The sequence below is a fragment of the Bacillus sp. FSL R10-2201 genome (assembly GCF_038008665.1).
GTDB lineage: Bacteria > Bacillota > Bacilli > Bacillales > Bacillaceae_G > Bacillus_A > Bacillus_A mycoides.
Genome location: NZ_JBBOZP010000001.1, coordinates 312235 through 333394, shown reverse-complemented (window position 1 = coordinate 333394; position 21160 = coordinate 312235). Strand labels below are relative to the sequence as shown.

At 37.7% G+C, this 21160-nt stretch carries 18 protein-coding genes; 3 read left to right on the top strand and 15 right to left on the bottom strand.

Going from position 1 to position 21160, the window contains the following annotated elements; translation table 11 throughout:
- Window positions 1-274: 274 nt before the first annotated feature.
- The 6 genes from pruA to NSQ69_RS01775 all read right to left on the bottom strand — a co-directional run bounded on the left by pruA (window position 275) and on the right by NSQ69_RS01775 (window position 9012).
- Window positions 275-1822 carry an L-glutamate gamma-semialdehyde dehydrogenase gene (gene pruA / locus NSQ69_RS01800; protein ID WP_002124887.1) on the bottom strand — a complete coding sequence of 516 codons (1548 nt, stop codon included), beginning with the start codon at window positions 1820-1822 and terminating at the stop codon, window positions 275-277.
- 153 nt (window positions 1823-1975) lie between these two features.
- Complete coding sequence (locus tag NSQ69_RS01795; protein WP_002029466.1) at window positions 1976-2746, bottom strand: TSUP family transporter; 771 nt, start codon at window positions 2744-2746, stop codon at window positions 1976-1978.
- A gap of 94 nt (window positions 2747-2840) precedes the next feature.
- Window positions 2841-4037 (bottom strand): CamS family sex pheromone protein, encoded by a 1197-nt coding sequence (locus NSQ69_RS01790; protein WP_016121375.1) that lies wholly within the window; start codon window positions 4035-4037, stop codon window positions 2841-2843.
- Between the two features lie 16 nt (window positions 4038-4053).
- A complete protein-coding gene (gene ligA, locus NSQ69_RS01785) occupies window positions 4054-6063 on the bottom strand; it encodes an NAD-dependent DNA ligase LigA (protein ID WP_002010032.1) in 2010 nt (669 codons plus the stop codon).
- 15 nt (window positions 6064-6078) lie between these two features.
- Window positions 6079-8310: a DNA helicase PcrA gene (pcrA, locus tag NSQ69_RS01780; RefSeq protein WP_002169288.1), complete on the bottom strand. Its 2232-nt coding sequence runs from the start codon at window positions 8308-8310 to the stop codon at window positions 6079-6081.
- Window positions 8311-8322: 12 nt separating this feature from the next.
- The gene (locus NSQ69_RS01775; protein ID WP_002124878.1) at window positions 8323-9012 is read right to left on the bottom strand and encodes a heptaprenylglyceryl phosphate synthase; all 690 of its coding nucleotides are present in this window, start codon (window positions 9010-9012) and stop codon (window positions 8323-8325) included.
- A 282-nt stretch (window positions 9013-9294) separates the two neighbouring features.
- Between NSQ69_RS01775 and NSQ69_RS01770 the strand changes: the two genes are divergently transcribed.
- The 3 genes from NSQ69_RS01770 to NSQ69_RS01760 all read left to right on the top strand — a co-directional run bounded on the left by NSQ69_RS01770 (window position 9295) and on the right by NSQ69_RS01760 (window position 10924).
- On the top strand, window positions 9295-9678 hold the full coding sequence (locus NSQ69_RS01770; protein ID WP_002124877.1) for a YgaP family membrane protein: 384 nt from the start codon (window positions 9295-9297) through the stop codon (window positions 9676-9678).
- 220 nt (window positions 9679-9898) lie between these two features.
- Window positions 9899-10744: an SPFH domain-containing protein gene (locus tag NSQ69_RS01765; RefSeq protein ID WP_002063557.1), complete on the top strand. Its 846-nt coding sequence runs from the start codon at window positions 9899-9901 to the stop codon at window positions 10742-10744.
- A 15-nt stretch (window positions 10745-10759) separates the two neighbouring features.
- Window positions 10760-10924, top strand: coding sequence for a toxin-antitoxin system HicB family antitoxin (locus NSQ69_RS01760; protein WP_002063556.1), 165 nt, complete (start codon window positions 10760-10762; stop codon window positions 10922-10924).
- Between the two features lie 35 nt (window positions 10925-10959).
- On the opposite strand, the gene purD is transcribed toward NSQ69_RS01760, so the two are convergent.
- The 9 genes from purD to purC all read right to left on the bottom strand — a co-directional run bounded on the left by purD (window position 10960) and on the right by purC (window position 21144).
- Window positions 10960-12231, bottom strand: a complete 1272-nt coding sequence (gene purD, locus NSQ69_RS01755; protein ID WP_002124874.1) for a phosphoribosylamine--glycine ligase — start codon at window positions 12229-12231, stop codon at window positions 10960-10962.
- 378 nt (window positions 12232-12609) lie between these two features.
- The gene (purH, locus tag NSQ69_RS01750) at window positions 12610-14145 is read right to left on the bottom strand and encodes a bifunctional phosphoribosylaminoimidazolecarboxamide formyltransferase/IMP cyclohydrolase (protein ID WP_002169290.1); all 1536 of its coding nucleotides are present in this window, start codon (window positions 14143-14145) and stop codon (window positions 12610-12612) included.
- Between the two features lie 24 nt (window positions 14146-14169).
- Window positions 14170-14757 carry a phosphoribosylglycinamide formyltransferase gene (gene purN, locus NSQ69_RS01745; RefSeq protein ID WP_002124872.1) on the bottom strand — a complete coding sequence of 196 codons (588 nt, stop codon included), beginning with the start codon at window positions 14755-14757 and terminating at the stop codon, window positions 14170-14172.
- Window positions 14754-15794, bottom strand: coding sequence for a phosphoribosylformylglycinamidine cyclo-ligase (gene purM / locus NSQ69_RS01740; RefSeq protein ID WP_002010019.1), 1041 nt, complete (start codon window positions 15792-15794; stop codon window positions 14754-14756). Before purM ends, purN begins: the two co-directional genes overlap by 4 nt.
- A gap of 100 nt (window positions 15795-15894) precedes the next feature.
- Window positions 15895-17310, bottom strand: a complete 1416-nt coding sequence (gene purF / locus NSQ69_RS01735; protein ID WP_002124870.1) for an amidophosphoribosyltransferase — start codon at window positions 17308-17310, stop codon at window positions 15895-15897.
- Window positions 17295-19514, bottom strand: coding sequence for a phosphoribosylformylglycinamidine synthase II (gene purL, locus NSQ69_RS01730; RefSeq protein WP_002124868.1), 2220 nt, complete (start codon window positions 19512-19514; stop codon window positions 17295-17297). The genes purF and purL overlap by 16 nt, the downstream gene beginning before the upstream one ends.
- Window positions 19498-20181, bottom strand: a complete 684-nt coding sequence (gene purQ, locus NSQ69_RS01725; protein ID WP_000666771.1) for a phosphoribosylformylglycinamidine synthase subunit PurQ — start codon at window positions 20179-20181, stop codon at window positions 19498-19500. Before purQ ends, purL begins: the two co-directional genes overlap by 17 nt.
- On the bottom strand, window positions 20178-20432 hold the full coding sequence (gene purS, locus NSQ69_RS01720; RefSeq protein WP_000278823.1) for a phosphoribosylformylglycinamidine synthase subunit PurS: 255 nt from the start codon (window positions 20430-20432) through the stop codon (window positions 20178-20180). The genes purQ and purS overlap by 4 nt, the downstream gene beginning before the upstream one ends.
- Window positions 20425-21144, bottom strand: a complete 720-nt coding sequence (gene purC, locus NSQ69_RS01715; RefSeq protein WP_002010014.1) for a phosphoribosylaminoimidazolesuccinocarboxamide synthase — start codon at window positions 21142-21144, stop codon at window positions 20425-20427. Before purC ends, purS begins: the two co-directional genes overlap by 8 nt.
- Window positions 21145-21160 lie beyond the last annotated feature (16 nt).

The window sequence follows — 21160 nt, the reverse complement described above, 5'->3', positions numbered from 1 at the left end:
GTTCTCTTGTCTAACCATAGATTTTCTTTCAAATTGTATTATACAGGAAATCCTCAAAATGAATACTAAAAAATATGACTAATAAGTCAATTTTTCTCGCTGTTTTGTTTCTATTTTCATGTTTATCCCGATATTAACAAGGTTTAACTAATCCAAAAGAAAAAATAGTAATATTTAGAAACCTTTCTTGATTGAAATTAACTAGCTTCTATTATAGAGAGTTTCTCAAAAAGAAAAGATCTTCACAGTCTGTGAAGATCTTTTCTACTATTTCTTATAAAGTTTCAGAAGTAGTTTTTGCTTGCATGTGAAGCGCTAAGTAATCAGGGCCACCAGCTTTAGAGTCTGTACCAGACATGTTAAAGCCACCGAATGGTTGGTAACCTACGATTGCACCAGTACATCCACGGTTGAAGTATAAGTTACCAACGTGGAAGTCTTCACGTGCTTTTTCAATATGGTCACGGTTGTTAGTAACAACTGCTCCTGTTAAACCGTATTCTGTATTGTTTGCAATTGCAAGTGCATGATCAAAGTCTTTTGCTTTACAGAATGCTACTACTGGTCCGAAGATTTCTTCTTTCATTAAGCGAGCATCTTCTGCAACATCAGCAACGATTGTTGGTTGGATGAACCAGCCTTTAGAATCGTCTCCTTCGCCACCTGATACGATTTTACCTTCTTCTTTACCAATTGCAACATAGCTCATTACTTTATCGAATGCAGCTTGGTCATTAACAGGTCCCATGTTAATATCTTTTGCATCTGGGTTACCTACTGTTAATTCTTTTGTTAATTCAACAGCACGATTTAATACATGATCGTATACATCTTCATGGATTACTGCACGAGAACATGCAGAACATTTTTGTCCTGAGAATCCGAATGCTGATGCAACGATAGATTTAGCTGCTAATTCAAGATCTGCCTCTTTATCAACAACGATTGTATCTTTACCGCCCATTTCAGCGATAACACGTTTTAACCAAATTTGTCCTGGGTTTACTTTTGCTGCACGTTCGTAAATACGAATACCTACATCGCGAGATCCAGTGAAGCTAACGAAACGTGTACGAGGGTGATCTACTAAATAGTCACCAACTTCAGAACCATTACCTGGAACGAAGTTTACTACGCCAGCTGGTAAACCAGCTTCTTCTAATACTTCCATAAATTTCGCTGCTACTACAGGAGTTGTACTAGCTGGTTTTAGTAATACTGTGTTACCAGAAACTACGGCAGCTGTTGTCATACCTGCCATAATTGCGAATGGGAAATTCCAAGGAGAAATGATAACACCTACTCCTAATGGAATGTAAGAGAAACGATTATATTCAATTGGACGGCTTTCTACTGGAATACCGTCTTTTAATTTCAACATTTGACGAGCATAATATTCCATAAAATCGATTGCTTCTGCTGTATCAGCATCTGCCTCATTCCATGGTTTACCTGCTTCTTTTACAAGAATAGCAGAGAACTCATGTTTTCTACGACGAACGATTGCTGCAGCACGGAATAAAATATCTGCACGCATTTCTGGTTTTGACTTTCTCCAAGTTTGGAATGTTGCATCCGCTACTTGCATTGCTTTTTCAGCTAATTCACGGCTTGCTTTTGAAACACGACCAACAAGTTCCTCTTTATTTGCAGGGTTTACAGAAACAATTTTATCTTCTGTAGTGATTTTTTCTCCCCCGATAATTAATGGATAGTCTTGTCCAAGATAAGATTCTACTTTCTTTAAACCCTCTTCAAACGCTAATTTGTTAGCCTCTACTGAAAAATCTGTAAATGGCTCATGTTTGTATGCTACTACCATCTTTTTAGCCTCCCCTTAGAAAAACGTTTACATTTTACAACATTATTCTACACGATAATTTAGATTTATTCAAATATTCCTAGACTTATATTTTAAAAATTAATAAATTTTTAAAATATAATAAAAAAAAGAGATTCATACATACGTATGAATCTACAAAATATGAGTATATTCCAAAACATTTTTCCCGATTAATAAAATAGTAACTAATAAAAATAAAGTCCTTACATATCCAACACCTTTTTGAACCGCAAACTTCGATCCAAAATAAGCACCTAAAATCATTGATAAGCCCATAATTATACCGTATTCAAAATGAATCACATCTAAAAATAAAAAAGTAATTAAAGATACGATATTACTAACGAAGTTCAAAAGTTTTCCAGATGCTGCCGCTTGAATAAAATCCAAACCAATTAATAAAAATGCAAAAATTAAAAAGGATCCTGTCCCTGGTCCAAAAAATCCATCATAAAATCCTATCATTAAAATAACAAAGAAAAACATTAATGTTTTTCCTTTTGTCATCTTTTTATAGGTAGATGCACTTCCCCAATCTTTTTTCGCAATAATATAAATGGCAATAAAAACCAACATTACGAGTACTAGTGGACGCAAAATATCAGGCGGAATAAACTTTACTACTAAAGCCCCTGCGACTGCTCCAATAATAGTTAACGGGATTAACTTTCCTACAATCCGAAAATTCACCTTACCTGATCGAATAAAATAAATTGTGCTCGTAAGCGTCCCCATCGTTGCAGCTAATTTATTCGTTGCGATTGCCGAAGCTGGTGATAAACCAACAAACATAAGTGCAGGAAGCGAAATTAATCCTCCCCCTCCAACAACCGAATCAATAAAAGCTGCTAAAAACCCGAATGCAATTAATAAAATAATGACTTGAAAGCTTAGTTCTTCCATGACTTTGCCCCTTACCCCTTTATTTGTAACATTTAAAATTATAACAAAATTTTTCAAGAAAAAAAGCTGCTCCTTTATGGAACAGCTCTCATCTTTAATCTAAAATTTTCACAAACGGTTCATCTTGCTTCGCTTCACGTATAATAATTGCTTCTGGGCGTTCTACAGATTTAATTGTTACTTGTACTTTCATATAATTCGGGAAGTATTCCATAACAAGTCCAGCTACATATTGTGTAAAACCAATCACTTCAGCTTTCCCATTGAATTGGACAGGAATATCGAGCTTCATTTCTCTTAATTCATCATCTCTATACATTCCAGTACCGATAACAGCTGTATAATCTCCTTGGAAATACTCACTTAATTTTGCTTTAAAGTTTGACACCCTCGCAAGATCTTCACGTTTATTATCCGCTTTCGCTTGTTCAGATGGGAATAAATAGTATTTCTCATTGATCGGCTTCCAATCCTCAACCGTTTCACTGCCTTTTTCTACCTTAGCATAAGAAACAAAATTCCCTGGTACAAGCGAAGACTTTGGACCTTGACGATAAATCGCAAATGTAACCGGAATATTTTTTATTTCAGGCTTTTTTTGCTGCATTACTTTCAAGATTTCTTGGGCCATCCTTTTCCCTTCAGCTAACATTTTCACATCTGGAATTGCAGCCTCACGCGGATAACCATGCTCTTCCTCATAATATTGAACAGAATTCATCGCTAATCCAACTACAATGCCATCAGGTTCATTATCGTTCCCACCTTTTTGCACGTAGTAATCATGCTCTAAAATGTTTGAGATATACATTGGATGTTTTTTATTTTTCACTTCTAGTGACTCCGAACCTTCACTTAAGGCTGGATTCAGTCCGATATTTGGAAATTTAACTGCATCTTTTTTCAACTTATCCTCTAGCTCTTTTTGTTCAGCATCTGTACGCTTTCTTTTTACAAGCATTTGTATATCTTGAGCCTCTAGAAACTTTCCGCCTTTAAAGAAATAATCTTTCGTACTAAACGATTCTTTGGCAATGCGCATTAATCCTGTTTCAAATTCATCTACATCTAGACGACTATTTAAACCTTGTACAACTAAACCACGTGCCTTACCTGGATCAAATTGAACCGTTGTCTTATAATATTCATCCGAAATGGAGTATTTCGGGATAACTGCTTGTTCTTTCGCTTTCCCCGATTTCTCAACTGCTTTTTCATCTTTATTGGAACCCATACTACACCCACTTACAAGTAGGCTAAGACTTAATACCGCTAACGCTATTTTTTTCATCGTAAGTTTGCACCTCTTACTTATTCAGCTCTTGTAAGAACCTCTCTTCATTCCAAACTTCAACATTGTGCTTCTCTGCTTGCGCTAATTTCGAGCCTGCAGCTTCACCAGCAACAAGTAAATCCGTACTTTTACTAACACTTCCTGTTACTTTTCCACCTAATGCCTCAATTTTCTTCTTCGCTTCACTGCGGCCCATAACTTCTAATTTCCCTGTTAAGACGACAGTTTTTCCTGCGAAGTACGATTCAACATTTTGTAAATCAGCAATTTTTATACCTTTGTATGCCATGTTCACGCCATACTCTTTAAATTGTTGTAATAGCTCTAATACGTCTTCATTATCGAAATACGTTACAACGGATTGAGCCATTTTTTCACCAATCTCATTAATTGTTTTTAATTCTTCTTCCGTCGCTTTCACAAGCTCATCCATCGTTTCGAAATGCTCAGCAAATGTACGTGCCGCTTTCGCACCGACATGACGAATACCAAGACCGAATAATAATCGCTCTAATGAGTTTTCCTTAGAATTCTCAATTGCTTGGACTAAATTTGTTGCTGATTTTTCACCGAAACGTTCTAGTTCTAATAATTGCTCTTTCGTCAATGAATATAAATCAGCAAACGTACGAATATAATCCGCATCAAAGAGTTGTGTAATTACACGTTCTCCAAGTCCATCAATATTCATTGCATTTCTTGAAACGAAATGGATTAATCCTTCACGAATTTGAGCTGGGCAAGTCGGATTTATACATCGAAGTGCTACTTCTTCTTCTAAACGAACAAGTTCACTCTCACATGCTGGACAATGCGTTGGCATATGATATTCTTCTTCCTCACCAGTACGCTTATCAAAAATAACGTTCACAACTTCAGGAATAATATCTCCAGCCTTTTTCACAACAACGTAGTCACCAATTCGAATATCCTTTTCACGAATTAAATCTTCGTTATGTAAAGAAGCACGACGGACAATAGTTCCGGCTACTCGCACTGGCTCCAGCTCTGCAGTTGGTGTTACAACTCCTGTGCGGCCGACACTTAATTCAATCCCTGTTAATCTCGTCACAACTTCTTCAGCTGGGAATTTATAAGCTATTGCCCATCTTGGACTCTTTGCTGTAGTTCCTAAGCTTTCTTGAATAGCAACATCGTCTACTTTTATAACGATTCCGTCAATCTCATAATCAAGATGCGGGCGTTTTTCTTGCCACTCTTCTACATAGGCTATTACGTCTTCAATTGTTTCACATGTACGACGATTTGGATTCGTCTTAAATCCAAGCTCACCTAAGAAATCCAGTGATTCACTGTGGGATGGAATTGTTTTTTCTTCTACATTAGCAAGACCATACACAAACATAGATAAGTTACGCTTCGCTGCAATTTTCGGATCAAGTTGGCGTATCGATCCTGCTGCCGCATTACGTGGATTCGCAAATACATCTTCACCATTTTGCTCTTTTTCTTCATTTAATTTAACGAATGAACGCTTCGGCATATAAGCCTCGCCTCGTGCTTCTAACGTTACTTCTTCATTTAAACGCAGCGGGATAGCTTTAATCGTTTTTAAGTTTTGGGTAATATCTTCACCCGTTATACCATCACCACGTGTTGCTCCTTGAATGAAGCGTCCTTTTTCATAATGAAGTGAAACAGCAAGTCCGTCAATTTTTAATTCGCATATATATCTTACATTCGCATCATCAATTCCCTGATGTACTCTTCGATCAAAATCACGCAAATCTCCTTCATTAAACGCGTTTCCTAAACTTAACATTGGTGATTTATGCGTTACCTTTTCAAATATATCAAGAACAGTCCCCCCAACGCGAATGGAGGGAGAGTCTTCACTCATAAACTCTGGGTTCTCTGCTTCTAATTTTATAAGCTCCTGCATATCACGGTCATATTCCGCATCAGAAACAGAAGGATTGTCTAATACGTGATATTGATAGTTAAATGTATTTAACAAATCACGCAGTTCTTCTATACGTTTTTTGGCTATCTCTTTTGACATATCCTCAGTCCTTTCCTATTGTTTCGTCACAGGTGCAAATTTTGCTAATAAACGTTTAATACCAATTGGGCTTGGGAACGCAATATCTAATTCTTTTGAATCTCCTTCACCCTTTACACTTACAACTGTACCGACTCCCCACTTCTGGTGAGCAGCTTTATCGCCTATTCCCCAGCCAATTTGCTCGCCACCTGTCGTCTTAACAGCCGGACGCGCGAAAGCTGAACGAGAGCGTGTTGTAGTTGCGCTTGTCGTTCTTCCTTTTGCACCAAACGAAGTTTCACGCTTCGGTGCTGTTTCGTTTAATGGTTCTACTAATTCTGCCGGAATTTCTGTAATAAATCGAGATGCTGCATTCATACTTGTTCTACCAAATAAAGTACGCATTTGAGCATTAGATAAGTATAGCTCTTCTTCTGCACGAGTAATACCTACATAGGCAAGACGACGCTCTTCTTGCATTTCATCCTCTTCCATAAGAGAACGAGTATGCGGGAATATCCCTTCCTCTAAGCCAACAATAAAGACAACTGGGAACTCTAATCCTTTTGCTGAGTGCATCGTCATTAAAATAACTTCTTCACCAGCAGTTGGATCTTCATCTACACGATCAATATCCGCAACAAGAGCTAAGTCTGTTAAGAATGCAACAAGGCTCTTATCTTCGCTTTGGGATTCAAATGTTTGTGTAACAGATAAAAACTCGTCTAAGTTTTCTAAACGACCTTCTGCTTCTAAAGAACGCTCATTTTTCAACATATCGCGATAGCCTGTCTTCTCAATAACTTCTTCTACTAATTCTGTAACAGATAAATACTCTTGCATATTTACCCAGTTGTGTAATAAACTTGCGAATTCTTTTACTGCTTTTGTTATTTTTGCACTTACACCAACATGCTCAATCTCATCGAATACAGCAGTTAATGAGATTCCGTTTTGCACACCATAATTAATAATTTTATCTATAGAAGTCGCACCAATCCCGCGCTTTGGCATGTTTATAATACGTGCAAAACTAATCTCATCATCTGGATTCCCAATTAAACGTAAGTACGCCAAAATGTCTTTAATCTCTTTACGGTCGTAGAACTTAGTACCTCCGACGATTTTGTAAGGGATATTAGATTTCAGGAAAATCTCCTCGACCATACGAGACTGGGCATTTGTACGATATAACACTGCAAAATCAGTATATTTTCGTTTCCCCATTTGAATATCATCACGAATTTTTTTCGCAACAAAATACGCTTCGTCCTTTTCAGTTGCAGCACGATAATACGAGATTTTGCTTCCAATTTGATTGTCTGTCCATAATTTCTTCGGTTTACGGTTTGAATTTTTTTCAATTACAGCATTCGCTGCATTTAAAATATTTTGTGACGAACGATAATTTTGTTCTAACAAGATAACTTGCGCATTCTCATAGTCTTTTTCGAATGACAAAATGTTAGAAATGTCAGCCCCGCGCCAGCGGTAAATAGACTGATCAGAATCACCTACAACGCAAAGATTTTTAAAACGTGCTGCTAAATGTTTAACAAGAAGGTACTGAGCTTTGTTCGTATCTTGATACTCATCAACGTGAATATATTGGAACTTACGCTGATAAAACTCTAGTACTTCTGGAACACGTTCAAATAGCTGAATCGTTGTCATAATTAAATCATCAAAGTCTAATGAGTTATTTTTCAAAAGACGTTTTTGATATTCTGTATATACATCGCTCGTTAATTTTTCATATGGGTCAGCGATTGTAATTTTTTTTGCATATTTATCTGCAGATAACAGTTCATTTTTCGCATTACTAATACCGGCTAAAATAGAGCGCGGCTCAAATTTCTTCGGATCAATATTGCGCTCTTTCATAATTTTTTTGACTACAGTTAACTGATCGCCTGAATCTAAGATTGTAAAGTTACGATTAATACCAATACGATCGATATCACGTCGTAAAATACGTACACACATAGAGTGGAACGTAGAAATCCAAATATCTTCTGCTTCTGGTCCAACAAGTTTATCAATACGCTCACGCATTTCACGAGCAGCTTTATTTGTAAAGGTAATTGCTAGTACATTCCATGGCGCCACACCTTTTTCACCAAGTAAATATGCAATACGGTGTGTTAACACACGTGTTTTCCCACTACCTGCGCCTGCCATTAATAGAAGTGGTCCATTTGTTGTTTGTACTGCTTTTTGTTGCTGCGGATTTAAACCATTTAATAACTTATCTGTCGTACTCATATGCGCCTGCACCTACTCTCCTTTTACTGCTTTAACTGTTTTTAATGCCGATTTTATATCATCATAAATAATATTTCCAACAACTACTGTATCAGCATACTGCGCCATTTCTTTCGCTTGTTCTGCATTAGAAATACCACCGCCATAATATAGCTTAGCTTGTTTCAATTCTGCTTTTACATTTTTAACAAGCTCAATGTCTCCATACGTCCCGCTATATTCTAAATAGAATATCGGTAAATGTAATAGCTTGTCTGCTAAACGCGCATATGCAATAACATCATCTTCTGTTAAATCACATTTTGCATCTGTAAGCTGGGCTACTTTCGCTTCTGGGTTTAAAACACAATACCCTTCCATGTAAATTTCGTCCCAGTCCATAATATCTCCAAATTCTTTCAATGCCTCATGATGAACACCTGTTACCCATTCTACTTTTCGGCTATTTAAAACACTTGGGATGTAATAAAAATCAAATCCTGGTGTAATTGCCTCCACATCAGAAACCTCTAACACACAAGGCACTGCATATCTACGAATGCTAACTAGCATGTGTAATACGTTATCAATTGTCACTCCATCACTTCCGCCTACAATAACAGCATCCGTTCCAGATTCACAAATCATTTCTAAATGTTCGTCACTTAACTCCTTATTTGGATCAAGCTTAAATACATGTTTCCATTTGGAAATATCGTACATGAAAACACCCTTTCTTTTCTCTAGTTATATAATTTCTGTTCAAAATAACAGTTAATTTTTATCAAGATTTTTTACATTCCTTGCTATATCTTTACCAGACTTTTTGAACTTCCTTTTACGCATTCTTTCATTATAACAAAAAAAGCTACCTACACACACGCCCAATCCAACATCTTTTTCAACGTCAAATGTTGGATTACATATCAAAAAACTTATACGGAATACTAACAAATGAAATAGTATTTTCTATTTCGAAGTTAATTAAAAAGGAGTGTTTTTCTAATGAAGCAAAACATCGGCACAATTAGTGCTCTAATTCGAATTACACTCGGACTCATCCTCTTCGGTTGTAGTACAGCTAAACTCGTACGTAAACCTTGGTGCACTTGGTCTAAAGTTTTGCTATGGATTGGTGCCATGAAAATTGCGGAGGGAATCGTTCGTTTCTGCCCTATTGTTGAAGCCTGTAAGTTTGGAAAATATATGAATATGAGCGCATTTAAAATGCCTAGCATGAATTTCACTGAAAAAGGACATAATAAAGAAGAAGTTAATTCAGCTTCCAGTCATGACAAGCCAAAGTCAAAGTCAGATGGAAGTTATGACACTTCTGACAAAGAGATTGAGTCAGCGATTGAAGAATTAATCCTGGCAAAACCGCTTTGAATCATTTGTCACGATGCAAGATGCTCTCAAAGGGACTTAGCTGCTGCAGTGGGCAGCTAAGTCTTCTTTATTTTACCACGAAACAGAACGTACATTCTTGTTTTCACCCTTAAAACGTACATAAAAGATATCAAACAATAAAATTCAGAAAATTAGGTGTAACCCTCTTGCATGTAATGATATAAAAGTGATATCATTTTTATATCAAGGAGGCGATCATATGAAAGAAAAACAAGTATTTTATGTTAATGGATTTCTCGGCGTTATTGGAATTTTAGTTTTAGCCGCTATCGGTGTATTTTGCCTTGTACAAGAAATGTTTGTAATAGCTATTTTAGCTCTCATATTAGCATCTGTTTTAGCTACAGGTATCGGTATCGTTCAACCGAATCAAGCGAAAGTTATTACGTTCTTCGGTAGTTATTTAGGAACAATTCGTCAAAATGGTTTATTTTTAACAATTCCATTCGCGTTTCGTCAAACTGTATCTTTACGTGTTGAAAACTTTAACAGTAAGAAATTAAAAGTAAACGATGTTGAGGGCAATCCAATTGAAATTGCAGCCGTTATCGTATATAAAGTTGTTGATTCCGCAAAAGCAATGTTTGGTGTTGAGCATTACGATCGATTCGTAGAAATTCAAAGCGAAACAGCAATCCGCCACGTTGCTACAAAATATCCTTATGATAATTTCCAAGATGAAACTTGTATCACGTTACGAGGAAATACTGAAGAAATCTCTGAAGAATTAAAGCGTGAGTTAGAAGCACGCCTTGAAATCGCTGGCGTAGAAGTATTAGAAACTCGTTTAACGCATTTAGCTTACGCAACAGAAATTGCCCATGCAATGCTCCAACGTCAACAAGCAAAAGCAGTATTAGCTGCTAGAAAAGAGATTGTTGAAGGTGCTGTGAAGATGGCGAAAGATTCAATCCATATGTTAGATGAAGAAGGCGTACTGGAACTCGATGACGAGCGTAAAGCAAATATGGTGAACAATTTATTAGTTGCCATCGTTTCAGATAAAGGTGCGCAACCAGTTATTAATACAGGAAGCCTATACTAAAGGTTGTAAGTGATTATGGCCAAAAAGAAAAGCTTTCCATTACGTATTGATCCTGAATTACACGCAGTCATCGAAAAATGGGCGAATGATGAGTTTCGTAGCGTCAATGCACACATCGAGTATTTACTTCGAGAAATGGCAAAGCAAAAAGGAAAATTAAAAAAAAATAAAGATGCATAAAAATCCCGCTGAGAAATCAGCGGGATTTTTATATATTAGCTTTTCGTCATCTCATGCCCAATTGCACGATATCCTATATCACTTCGGTAAAATAAACCATCACTCTCAATTTTACCGATTTCTTTATAGACCTTATCTTTCGCTTCTTGTAAACTATTCGCCTTACAAGCAACAAATAATACACGGCCACCGTTTGTTACAAAGTCACCATGTTTCATCGCTGTACCCGCATGGAAAACTATTACATCTTGCAGTGCATCTAATCCGTTAATAATTTCACCTTTTTTATATGCTTCTGGATATCCTTTCGAAGCAAGTACGACACCAATAACTGCTTCCTTTGACCATTGTAACGTTAATTCACTTTCATCTAATACAGCGTTACATACATCAACTAAATCATTTTCTAAGCGTGGTAATACAACTTCCGTTTCAGGATCGCCAAAGCGTGCATTGAACTCAATTACCTTTGGACCATCATTCGTTAAAATAAGCCCCGCATATAAAATTCCTGTAAACGAACGATTTTCTTGGATCATCGCTTTAGCAGTTGGATGTAATACTGTTTGAATCGCTTCTTGAACCGCTGATTCCGGAATTTGTGGTACTGGGGAATATGCACCCATTCCGCCTGTATTAGGACCTTTATCACCATCAAAAGCTCGTTTATGATCTTGAGCAATTACCATTGGATACACAGTTGTTCCATTTACAAATGCCATTAATGAAAATTCTTGTCCATCTAAAAACTCTTCAATAACGACCTTCTTGCTTGCTGCGCCGAATTTCACATCTTGTAGCATTTCTTTCACAGCTTGTAATGCCTCTTCAAGCGTCATTGCTACCGTTACACCTTTACCAGCAGCTAACCCATCTGCCTTAATTACGATCGGTGCACCAACTTTCTGAATGTACTTTACTGCCTCTTCATAGTCTGTAAAAGTTTCATATGCCGCAGTTGGAATATCATACTTTTTCATCAATTCTTTCGTAAAAGCTTTACTACCTTCAATAACAGCAGCCGCTTTATTAGGTCCAAATACACGAAGTCCCTCTTCCTTAAAGCGATCAACGATTCCATTCATAAGTGGAATTTCTGGTCCAACGAAAGTTAAGCCTACATTGTTTTCTTTTGCGAATAAGACTAATGCATCAAAATCATTCTCATCAATATCAACTGGTGTTGCAACGTCTCGCATACCTTCATTACCTGGCGCTACATATATTTTTTCTACCTTTTCAGATTGTGCAAACTTCCAAGCTAAAGCATGCTCACGTCCACCACGGCCAATTACTAAAACATTCATATTTCATCCCCCAATAATTAAATAAGTACAAACTAGAAGCTATGCTCCTAGTTTGTTTTCATATCAATAAAAGTTTAAAAAGGAGGATCAAGAGAACCGAGCAGGTCGAGGCGCATTTGCCAGGAGGACACGGAGTGTAGCTTTCCTACATGAGTACCGCACTGGCATTGCAACGACGACATGCGACAGTTATCTTGACCGGACTTTTTAAACAACCGTATCAATAGAAAGTTAAAAAGGAGGATCAAGAGAACCGAGCAGGTCAAGGCGCATTCGCCAGGAGGACACGGAGTGTAGCTTTCCTACATGAGTACCGCACGGGCTATGCAACGACGACATGCGACAGTTATCTTGACCGGACTTTTTTAACATCCTCTATTAGTGTTTGAAATGACGTACGCCAGTGAACACCATAGTAATCCCATACGCATCTGCCATTTTAATAGAATCTTCATCACGAATCGATCCGCCTGGTTGGATGATTGCTGTAATTCCAGCTTTTGCTGCTTCTTCTACTGTATCTGGCATTGGGAAGAAAGCATCAGATGCAAGTGCGCTACCTTGTGCTTTTTCGCCAGCTTGTGTAATTGCGATTTTTGCAGAACCTACACGGTTCATCTGTCCCGCGCCTACACCAACTGTCATGTTATCATTCGCTAAAACAATTGCATTTGATTTCACATGCTTTACAACTTTCCAAGCTAGTTTTAAATCTTTCCATTCTTGCTCTGATGGTTCACGTTTCGTTGGAATTGAAATTGCGTCCTCATCTAATGATAACGTATCTTCTTCTTGAATAAGAAGACCACCTTGTACAGAAGTTAGTTTTTTGCTTGCACTTGTCGCTTTTTCAATATTTACAGTTAGTAAGCGTAAGTTCTTCTTACTTTGCAACACTTCTAAAGCTTCTTGCGAGAACGAAGGAGCGATAACAATTTCTAAGAAAATTTCGTGTAACTTTTCTGCTGTAGCTTTATCAATTTCACGATTTGCTGCAATAATACCGCCGAAGATTGATACTGGATCCGCTTCATAAGCACGAGTATATGCTTCGTGAATATCAGTTCCTACTCCAACACCACATGGATTCATATGTTTTACCGCTACTACTGCTGGTTCTGTAAATTCTTTCACGATGCTAAGTGCCGCATCCGCATCGTTGATATTGTTATAAGATAATTCTTTACCATGTAATTGTTCTGCGTATGCAACAGAAGACGTTGCTGCGAATGGCGCTTTATAGAATGTCGCTTTTTGATGTGGATTTTCGCCATAGCGTAAATCTTGTTTTTTCTCAAATGTCACCGTTACTGTTTCAGGGCTTTCTTCGCCCATTTGCTTTGTTAAGTAGTTAGAAATTAATGCATCATATGCCGCTGTATGACGGAATACTTTCGCTGCTAATTTACGTTTCGTTTCCTCTGTTACTTCACCGTTCTCTTTCAGTTCTGCTAATACAACATCATAATCTACTGGATCTACAATTACCGATACAAATTTATGATTTTTCGCAGCAGAGCGAATCATTGTTGGGCCACCGATATCAATATTTTCAATTGCATCAGCAAATGTTACATCAGGCTTAGCGATTGTTTCTTTAAATGGGTATAAGTTAACAACAACAAAGTCAATTGGTTGAATACCTAATTCATTCATTTGCGCTACATGCATTTCATTATCACGAACTGCTAATAGACCACCATGAATATTTGGATGTAATGTTTTTACACGACCATCCATAATTTCTGGGAAACCAGTTACTTCAGAAATACCAATTACTTGCAAGCCGTTTTCTTCTAATAATTTTTTCGTACCACCTGTTGAAATAACTTCAATCCCTTGTTCAAGTAAACCTTTAACAAATTCTACTACTCCTGTTTTATCTGAAACACTTACTAATGCACGCTTTTTCATTTATCCTTCACCCCTGGTTGTATGTTAGTTAACAGTTGGTTTTTTCACAGACTGAACAATTTGATTCACTGTATTTACGTATAATTTATGTTCAACTTGTTGAATTTTCTTTTGTAAGCTTTCTCTCGTATCCCCTTCAGAAACAACTACTGCTTCTTGCGCAATAATTGGACCTGTATCCATACCTGCATCTACATAGTGAATCGTTACTCCGGTTACTTTCACACCCGCTTCTAACGCTTGACCAACAGCATCTTTCCCTGGAAAACTCGGTAGTAGTGATGGATGAATATTAATAATTTTCCCGCCGTACGCTTCTAGTAAAGTCGTTCCAATTAAACGCATATATCCAGCTAAAATAACATAATCAATTTCATACTCTTCTAGCTTTTTTAATATCTCTTTTTCAAATGCTTCTTTTGACTCATATGCTTTCGCTGAAAAGGAAAAACACGGAATATGGTGATAGTGTGCCCGTCCAATAGCGCGTGCCTCTGGTTTATCACATACTAATAAACTAATATCTGCATCCAATATTTTGTCTTCTACCGCATTAATGAGAGATTGAAAGTTAGAGCCGCTCCCAGAAGCAAAAACTGCTAATCTACTCATACTTCTGTTCCCTCAATAAAGGTAACACCAGACCCTTGTACAGTGTGTCCAATAATATGAGCTTTCTCGCCTTGTTCCTCAAGAAGACGAACAATATCTTTTGCCTCTTCTTCCTTTACTGCTACTACCATACCAATACCCATGTTAAAAATATTGAACATTTCTTTCTCTTCTAGTTTTCCGACTTCTTGAAGTAAACTGAAGATCGGTTGAACTTGCCAAGATCCTAATTCAATTTCCGCACCGATTCCTTCTGGCAACATACGTGGAATATTTTCAATGAACCCGCCACCTGTAATATGCGCCATACCGTATACTTCATGTTTCTTCAATAGTTCTAAAATAGGTTTGACATAAATTTTCGTTGGTTTTAATAATTCTTCACCAAGAGGTAGTTCTAGGCGGCCGTAAATACGGTCTAAAGATAGTTCTCCATCTTCTAGTAATACTTTTCGTACTAAAGAATAACCGTTACTATGAATACCGCTAGATGCTAAGCCAATTAATACGTGACCAGCTTCAATTTTTTCACCTGTTACAATTTTCTTTTTATCAACAATTCCAACTGTAAAACCAGCTAAATCGTATTCTTCCGTAGAATACATTCCTGGCATTTCAGCTGTTTCTCCACCAATTAATGCACAACCAGCTTGGCGACAGCCCTCTGATATACCTTTGACGATGTTTTCAATTTTACTAGGTTCAGCTTTACCACAAGCAATATAATCAAGGAAGAAAAGCGGCTCTGCTCCTTGGACAACAATATCATTTACACACATTGCTACTGCATCAATACCAATTGTGTCATGTTTATCTGCCATAAAAGCGAGCATCAATTTCGTTCCCACGCCATCTGTTCCAGATACTAATACAGGTTCTTCTAATGCAAATTTTGATAGATCAAACATACCTCCAAAACCGCCTAAACCGCCTAGCACTTCTTTTCTCATAGTTGTTTGTACGTGTTTTTTCATGCGAGATACCGCTTCATATCCAGCTTCAATATCTACTCCTGCTTGCTTATATGCATTCGCCATCGTTTTTTACACCTCGTCTTTTAATTTCTCCCCATCCAGGGCGGCCGTTTTAAGAAAGAAGCTAGCTTCTACATCAAAAGAAGTAGAAGCTTTTTTCTTCTTATTTCATACTTTCTAAAAGCTCTTGCTCATAATCATAAAGAGCAGTTGGATAGTCTCCATTGAAGTAAGCCATACATAGACCACCGTATTTTCCTTCATATGGGCGTCCAATTGCATCTACTAATCCATCTTCACTTAAAAATGTTAGTGAATCTGCTCCGATGATTTGACGGATTTCTTCTATTGAATTATTTGCTGCGATTAATTCTTTTCTCGTTTGAATATCAATGCCATAGAAGCATGGATACTTAAGAGGTGGTGAAGCAATTCTTACATGGACTTCTGTCGCTCCAGCCTCGCGAAGCATACGAACAATTCGTTTACTTGTCGTTCCTCTTACGATAGAATCGTCAATCATAACAACTCGTTTTCCTTCAACTACGCCTCTTACTGCTGAAAGCTTCATCTTAACCCCTTGCTCACGCAGTTCTTGAGAAGGTTGAATAAACGTACGTCCAACGTAACGATTTTTAATTAACCCTAACTCATACGGAATTCCTGTCGCCTCCGCATAACCAATTGCTGCTGAAATACTAGAGTCTGGTACACCAGTAACAACATCAGCTTCAATAGGAGCTTCCGCCGCTAAACGTTTCCCCATGTTTTTACGTGCTGCATGAACATTAATACCAGCTATATTAGAATCTGGACGTGCAAAGTAAATGTATTCCATACTGCAAATCGCATGGTCTACTTCATTTGTAAAACGATCTACGTGAATTCCTTCATCATTGATAATAAGCAATTCACCAGGTTCTACATCACGAATGTATGTTGCCCCAACTACATCGAAAGCACATGTTTCCGATGCTACAACGTAAGCATCCCCCATCTTTCCAATTGAAAGAGGACGGAATCCATTTGGATCTAGCGCAACGATCATTTCATTTCCAGTTAGTAAAAGATATGCAAACGCACCTTTCACTTTATTTAGAGCCTCTTTTACACTATCAATTAAAGAATCTTTTGTACTACGCTTAATGAGGTGTAAAAGTACTTCTGTATCTGAACTTGTTTGAAAAATACTTCCCTCTGCCTCTAATTCACGACGAAGCATTTTTGCATTAATTAAATTTCCGTTATGAGCTAACGCCATGCTATGATCGGAAAAACGGAATAATAATGGTTGAACGTTAGCAACTTCACTTCCACCAGCTGTTGCATATCGTACGTGTCCAATTGCTGATTTCCCGTTTAATCCCTCTAGCTCACCTCTTGAAAACACTTCTGATATTAAACCTAACCCTTTGTGACCGATGATTTTTTCCCCATTATTTACAACAATGCCTGCGCCCTCTTGCCCACGGTGCTGCAAACTGTGCAATCCGTAGTACGAAACTTGTGCTGCATTTTCATGCCCCCAAATTCCAAAAACGCCACATTCTTCATTTAACCCCTTTATTTCAGCAAGCATGGGATTGCCCCTTTCCAAGCCTTTCTCATTTCATCTACATTTGCTGTAAGTAATACTTCATTTTCTTCATTATGAATTGTTACTTCATTTGTATTTGTCACTTCTCCAACTTGAATTGCTTCAACCACTTTCTCAAATGCTTCTTTATTTTCACGTTTTACGGTTATAACGAAGCGCGATTGTGATTCTGCAAATAATACTGCTGTTGCTTCTCCGTCTAATTTCACAGTAGCACCTAAACCGTTAGCACCAATTGCACTTTCAGTAATTGCAACTGCTAAACCACCTTCTGCAACATCATGTGCAGATTGAACAAGGCCAGCTTGAATTGCTGCTAGTACTTGCTTTTGGCGTTTTAATTCTACATCTAGATCGATGCTTGGTGATTGACCGAAAATTTTTCCGTAGATCATTTTCTGTAATTCACTTCCACCAAACTCAGCTTTCGTCTCTCCAATTACATAAACTAAATCGCCAGCTTGTTTAAATTCTTGTGTTGTTACGTGTTTTAAATCGTGTACAAGTCCAACCATCCCAACAGTTGGTGTTGGATATACAGCTTCACCACTACGCTCGTTATACATTGATACATTCCCGCCGATAACTGGTGTTTGTAACTTGCGGCAAGCTTCACTCATACCGTCTACTGATTTCTCAATTTGCCAGAAGATCTCTGGTTTTTCTGGGTTACCGAAGTTTAAGCAATCTGTAATTGCAAGTGGCTCCCCGCCAGAACATACGATATTACGTGCTGCCTCTGCTACTGCAATTTTACCGCCCACTTCTGGATCTAAATAAATGTAGCGAGAGTTACAATCTGTCGTCATTGCTAATCCTTTTTCTGTGCCGCGTACGCGTATAACCGCTGCATCTGAACCTGGTGTAACGATTGTGCTAGTGCGCACTTGATAATCATATTGATCATATACCCACTCTTTACTTGCAATCGTTGGTTGTTGTAATAAAGATAATAACGTTTCTTTATAATCTTCTACTTTTGGTGTTTCCATTTTCATCTGCTGGAACTCAGCAAAGTATGCTGCTTCTTTTGACGGTTTATGATAAATTGGTGCTTCTTCTGCAAGAGCATCCGCCGGTACTTCAGCTACCATTTCGTCTTTATGGAATAGGCGAAGCATTTTATCTTCAGTTACTTTCCCCATCGTAACTGCTGCAAGACCATACTTTTCAAATAAATCTACTATTTCTTGCTCTCTACCTTTTTTCACAACGATTAACATACGCTCTTGTGATTCAGATAACATCATTTCATATGGAGTCATTCCAGTTTCACGCTGCGGTACATCATCTAAGTACATTTCAATACCCATACCTGCTTTACTTGCCATTTCTGCAGAAGATGATGTTAAACCAGCAGCTCCCATATCTTGAATTCCAACAAGTGCATCAGACTGAATAAGTTCTAAACATGCTTCAATAAGAAGTTTCTCCATAAATGGATCCCCTACTTGAACTGCCGGACGCTTCGCTTCTGAGCTTTCAGATAACTCTTCAGATGCGAATGTTGCACCGTGAATACCATCACGACCAGTTGATGCTCCTACGTACATTACTGTATTACCAGCACCATGTGCTTGCCCTTTTTTTATATCTTCATGATTAATTAGGCCTACACACATTGCATTTACAAGTGGATTTCCTTCATAACATGGATCAAACTGTACTTCTCCACCAACAGTAGGAATACCGATGCAGTTACCGTATCCTGCGATTCCTGCTACTACTTCTTCGAATAAATATTTCACACGTGGTGATTGTAATTCACCGAAACGAAGTGAGTTTAATAGAGCTACCGGACGTGCGCCCATAGAGAATACATCGCGAATAATACCACCGACACCTGTTGCTGCCCCTTGATATGGCTCAATTGCAGAAGGATGGTTATGACTTTCCATTTTAAATACCACCGCTTGATTATCACCGATATCTACAATTCCAGCGCCTTCTCCAGGTCCTTGTAAGACACGCTCACCTGTCGTTGGAAACTTACGAAGAACTGGCTTTGAATTTTTATAACTACAATGTTCAGACCACATAACAGAGAATAGTCCCGTTTCTGTATAATTCGGCAAACGGCCTAAAATCTTTTCAACCATGGCAAACTCTTCGTCTGTTAGCCCCATTTCCGCATATATACGCTCTTCTTTAATTTGTGTTGGATTTGGCTCAAGCATTAACGACATATGTTTCCCTCCACTGTTTTAAGATAGATTGAAAGACTTTTAAACCTTCAGCACCGCCAAGTAATTCATCTACAGCACGCTCTGGGTGTGGCATCATACCAAGAACATTTCCTTTTTCATTTACAATACCCGCAATATCTGAAACGCTTCCATTCGGATTTTCTACGTAACGGAATGCGATTTGATTATTCTCTTCTAATTGTTTAAGAGTCGCTTCATCACAATAGTAATTTCCTTCGCCATGTGCAATTGGAATATTAATTACTTCATCTTTTTCATATTGTGATGTAAACATCGTTTCATTATTTTCAACACGTAACTGAACCGTACGGCACATAAATTTCAAGTTTTCGTTTCTCATTAATGCTCCTGGTAGTAATCCTGATTCAACAAGAATCTGGAATCCATTACATACACCTAAAATTGGCTTTCCTTGCTCAGCAGCTTTTTGCACTGCTTTCATTGCGTTAGCAAAGCGAGAAATAGCACCACAACGTAAATAGTCACCGTAAGAGAATCCACCTGGTAGTAAAATTGCATCATATTCATCTAAATTCTCTCTATCGTGCCAAACGTAATCTACTTCTTCACCAAGCTCATCTTTAATTGCATGGAACATATCGACATCACAGTTCGAACCTGGGAATACTATGACTGCAAATTTCACTGTGCGACAACCTCCTCAACTTCATAACGGAAGTCTTCCATTACAACGTTTGCTAATAATTTTTCACACATTTCTTTTACCTTGCTATCCAGATCAGATACTGATTTATCAATTGTTAATTCCATATATTTTCCGATTCGAACGTCTTGTACTTCTGTAAATGAAAGACTATGAAGTGCTCCCTTTACCGCAGTTCCTTGTGGATCTAATACACTTTCTCTTAACGTTACATATACCTTAACTTTATACATGTGAAGCTCCCCCTAAACGTTTTAAAATTTCTTCATATGCTTCTGTTAAATTCCCAAGATCACGACGGAATACATCTTTATCAAATTTTTCATTGCTCGTTTCATCCCATAAACGGCAAGTATCTGGTGAAATTTCATCTGCTAATATGATTTCCCCTTCTTCTGTTACGCCAAACTCTAATTTAAAATCTACTAATCTTACACGACAGCTTGCGAAGTGCTCAATCAACACTTGATTGATTTGTAGAGCTGCATCTCGTAATACGCTTACTTGCTCTGGTGTTGCAACATTTAACAAACGAATATGATCTTCCGTTACAAGTGGATCTCCTAAATCATCATCTTTGTAGTAAAATTCTACGATTGGTGTTGTAAGAGCAGTTCCTTCTTCCATTCCTAGTCTTTTTGAAAGACTGCCTGCAATTACGTTTCTTGTGACAACTTCTAATGGAATAATACTCACCTTTTTGACAAGTTGTTCTGTATCAGATAACTTCTCCACAAAGTGTGTTTTAATTCCAACTTCTTGTAACTTTCTGAACAATAAAGTTGTAATCTCATTGTTCAAACGACCTTTTCCTGTAATTGTCGCTTTTTTCTCCCCATTGAAAGCAGTCGCACTATCTTTGTACTCTACCCAAACCATATCTGCTGCTTCTGTACGATAAATTCTTTTTGCCTTACCTTCATACAGCAATTCTAGCTTTTGCATTTCGCAAGCCCCCTGT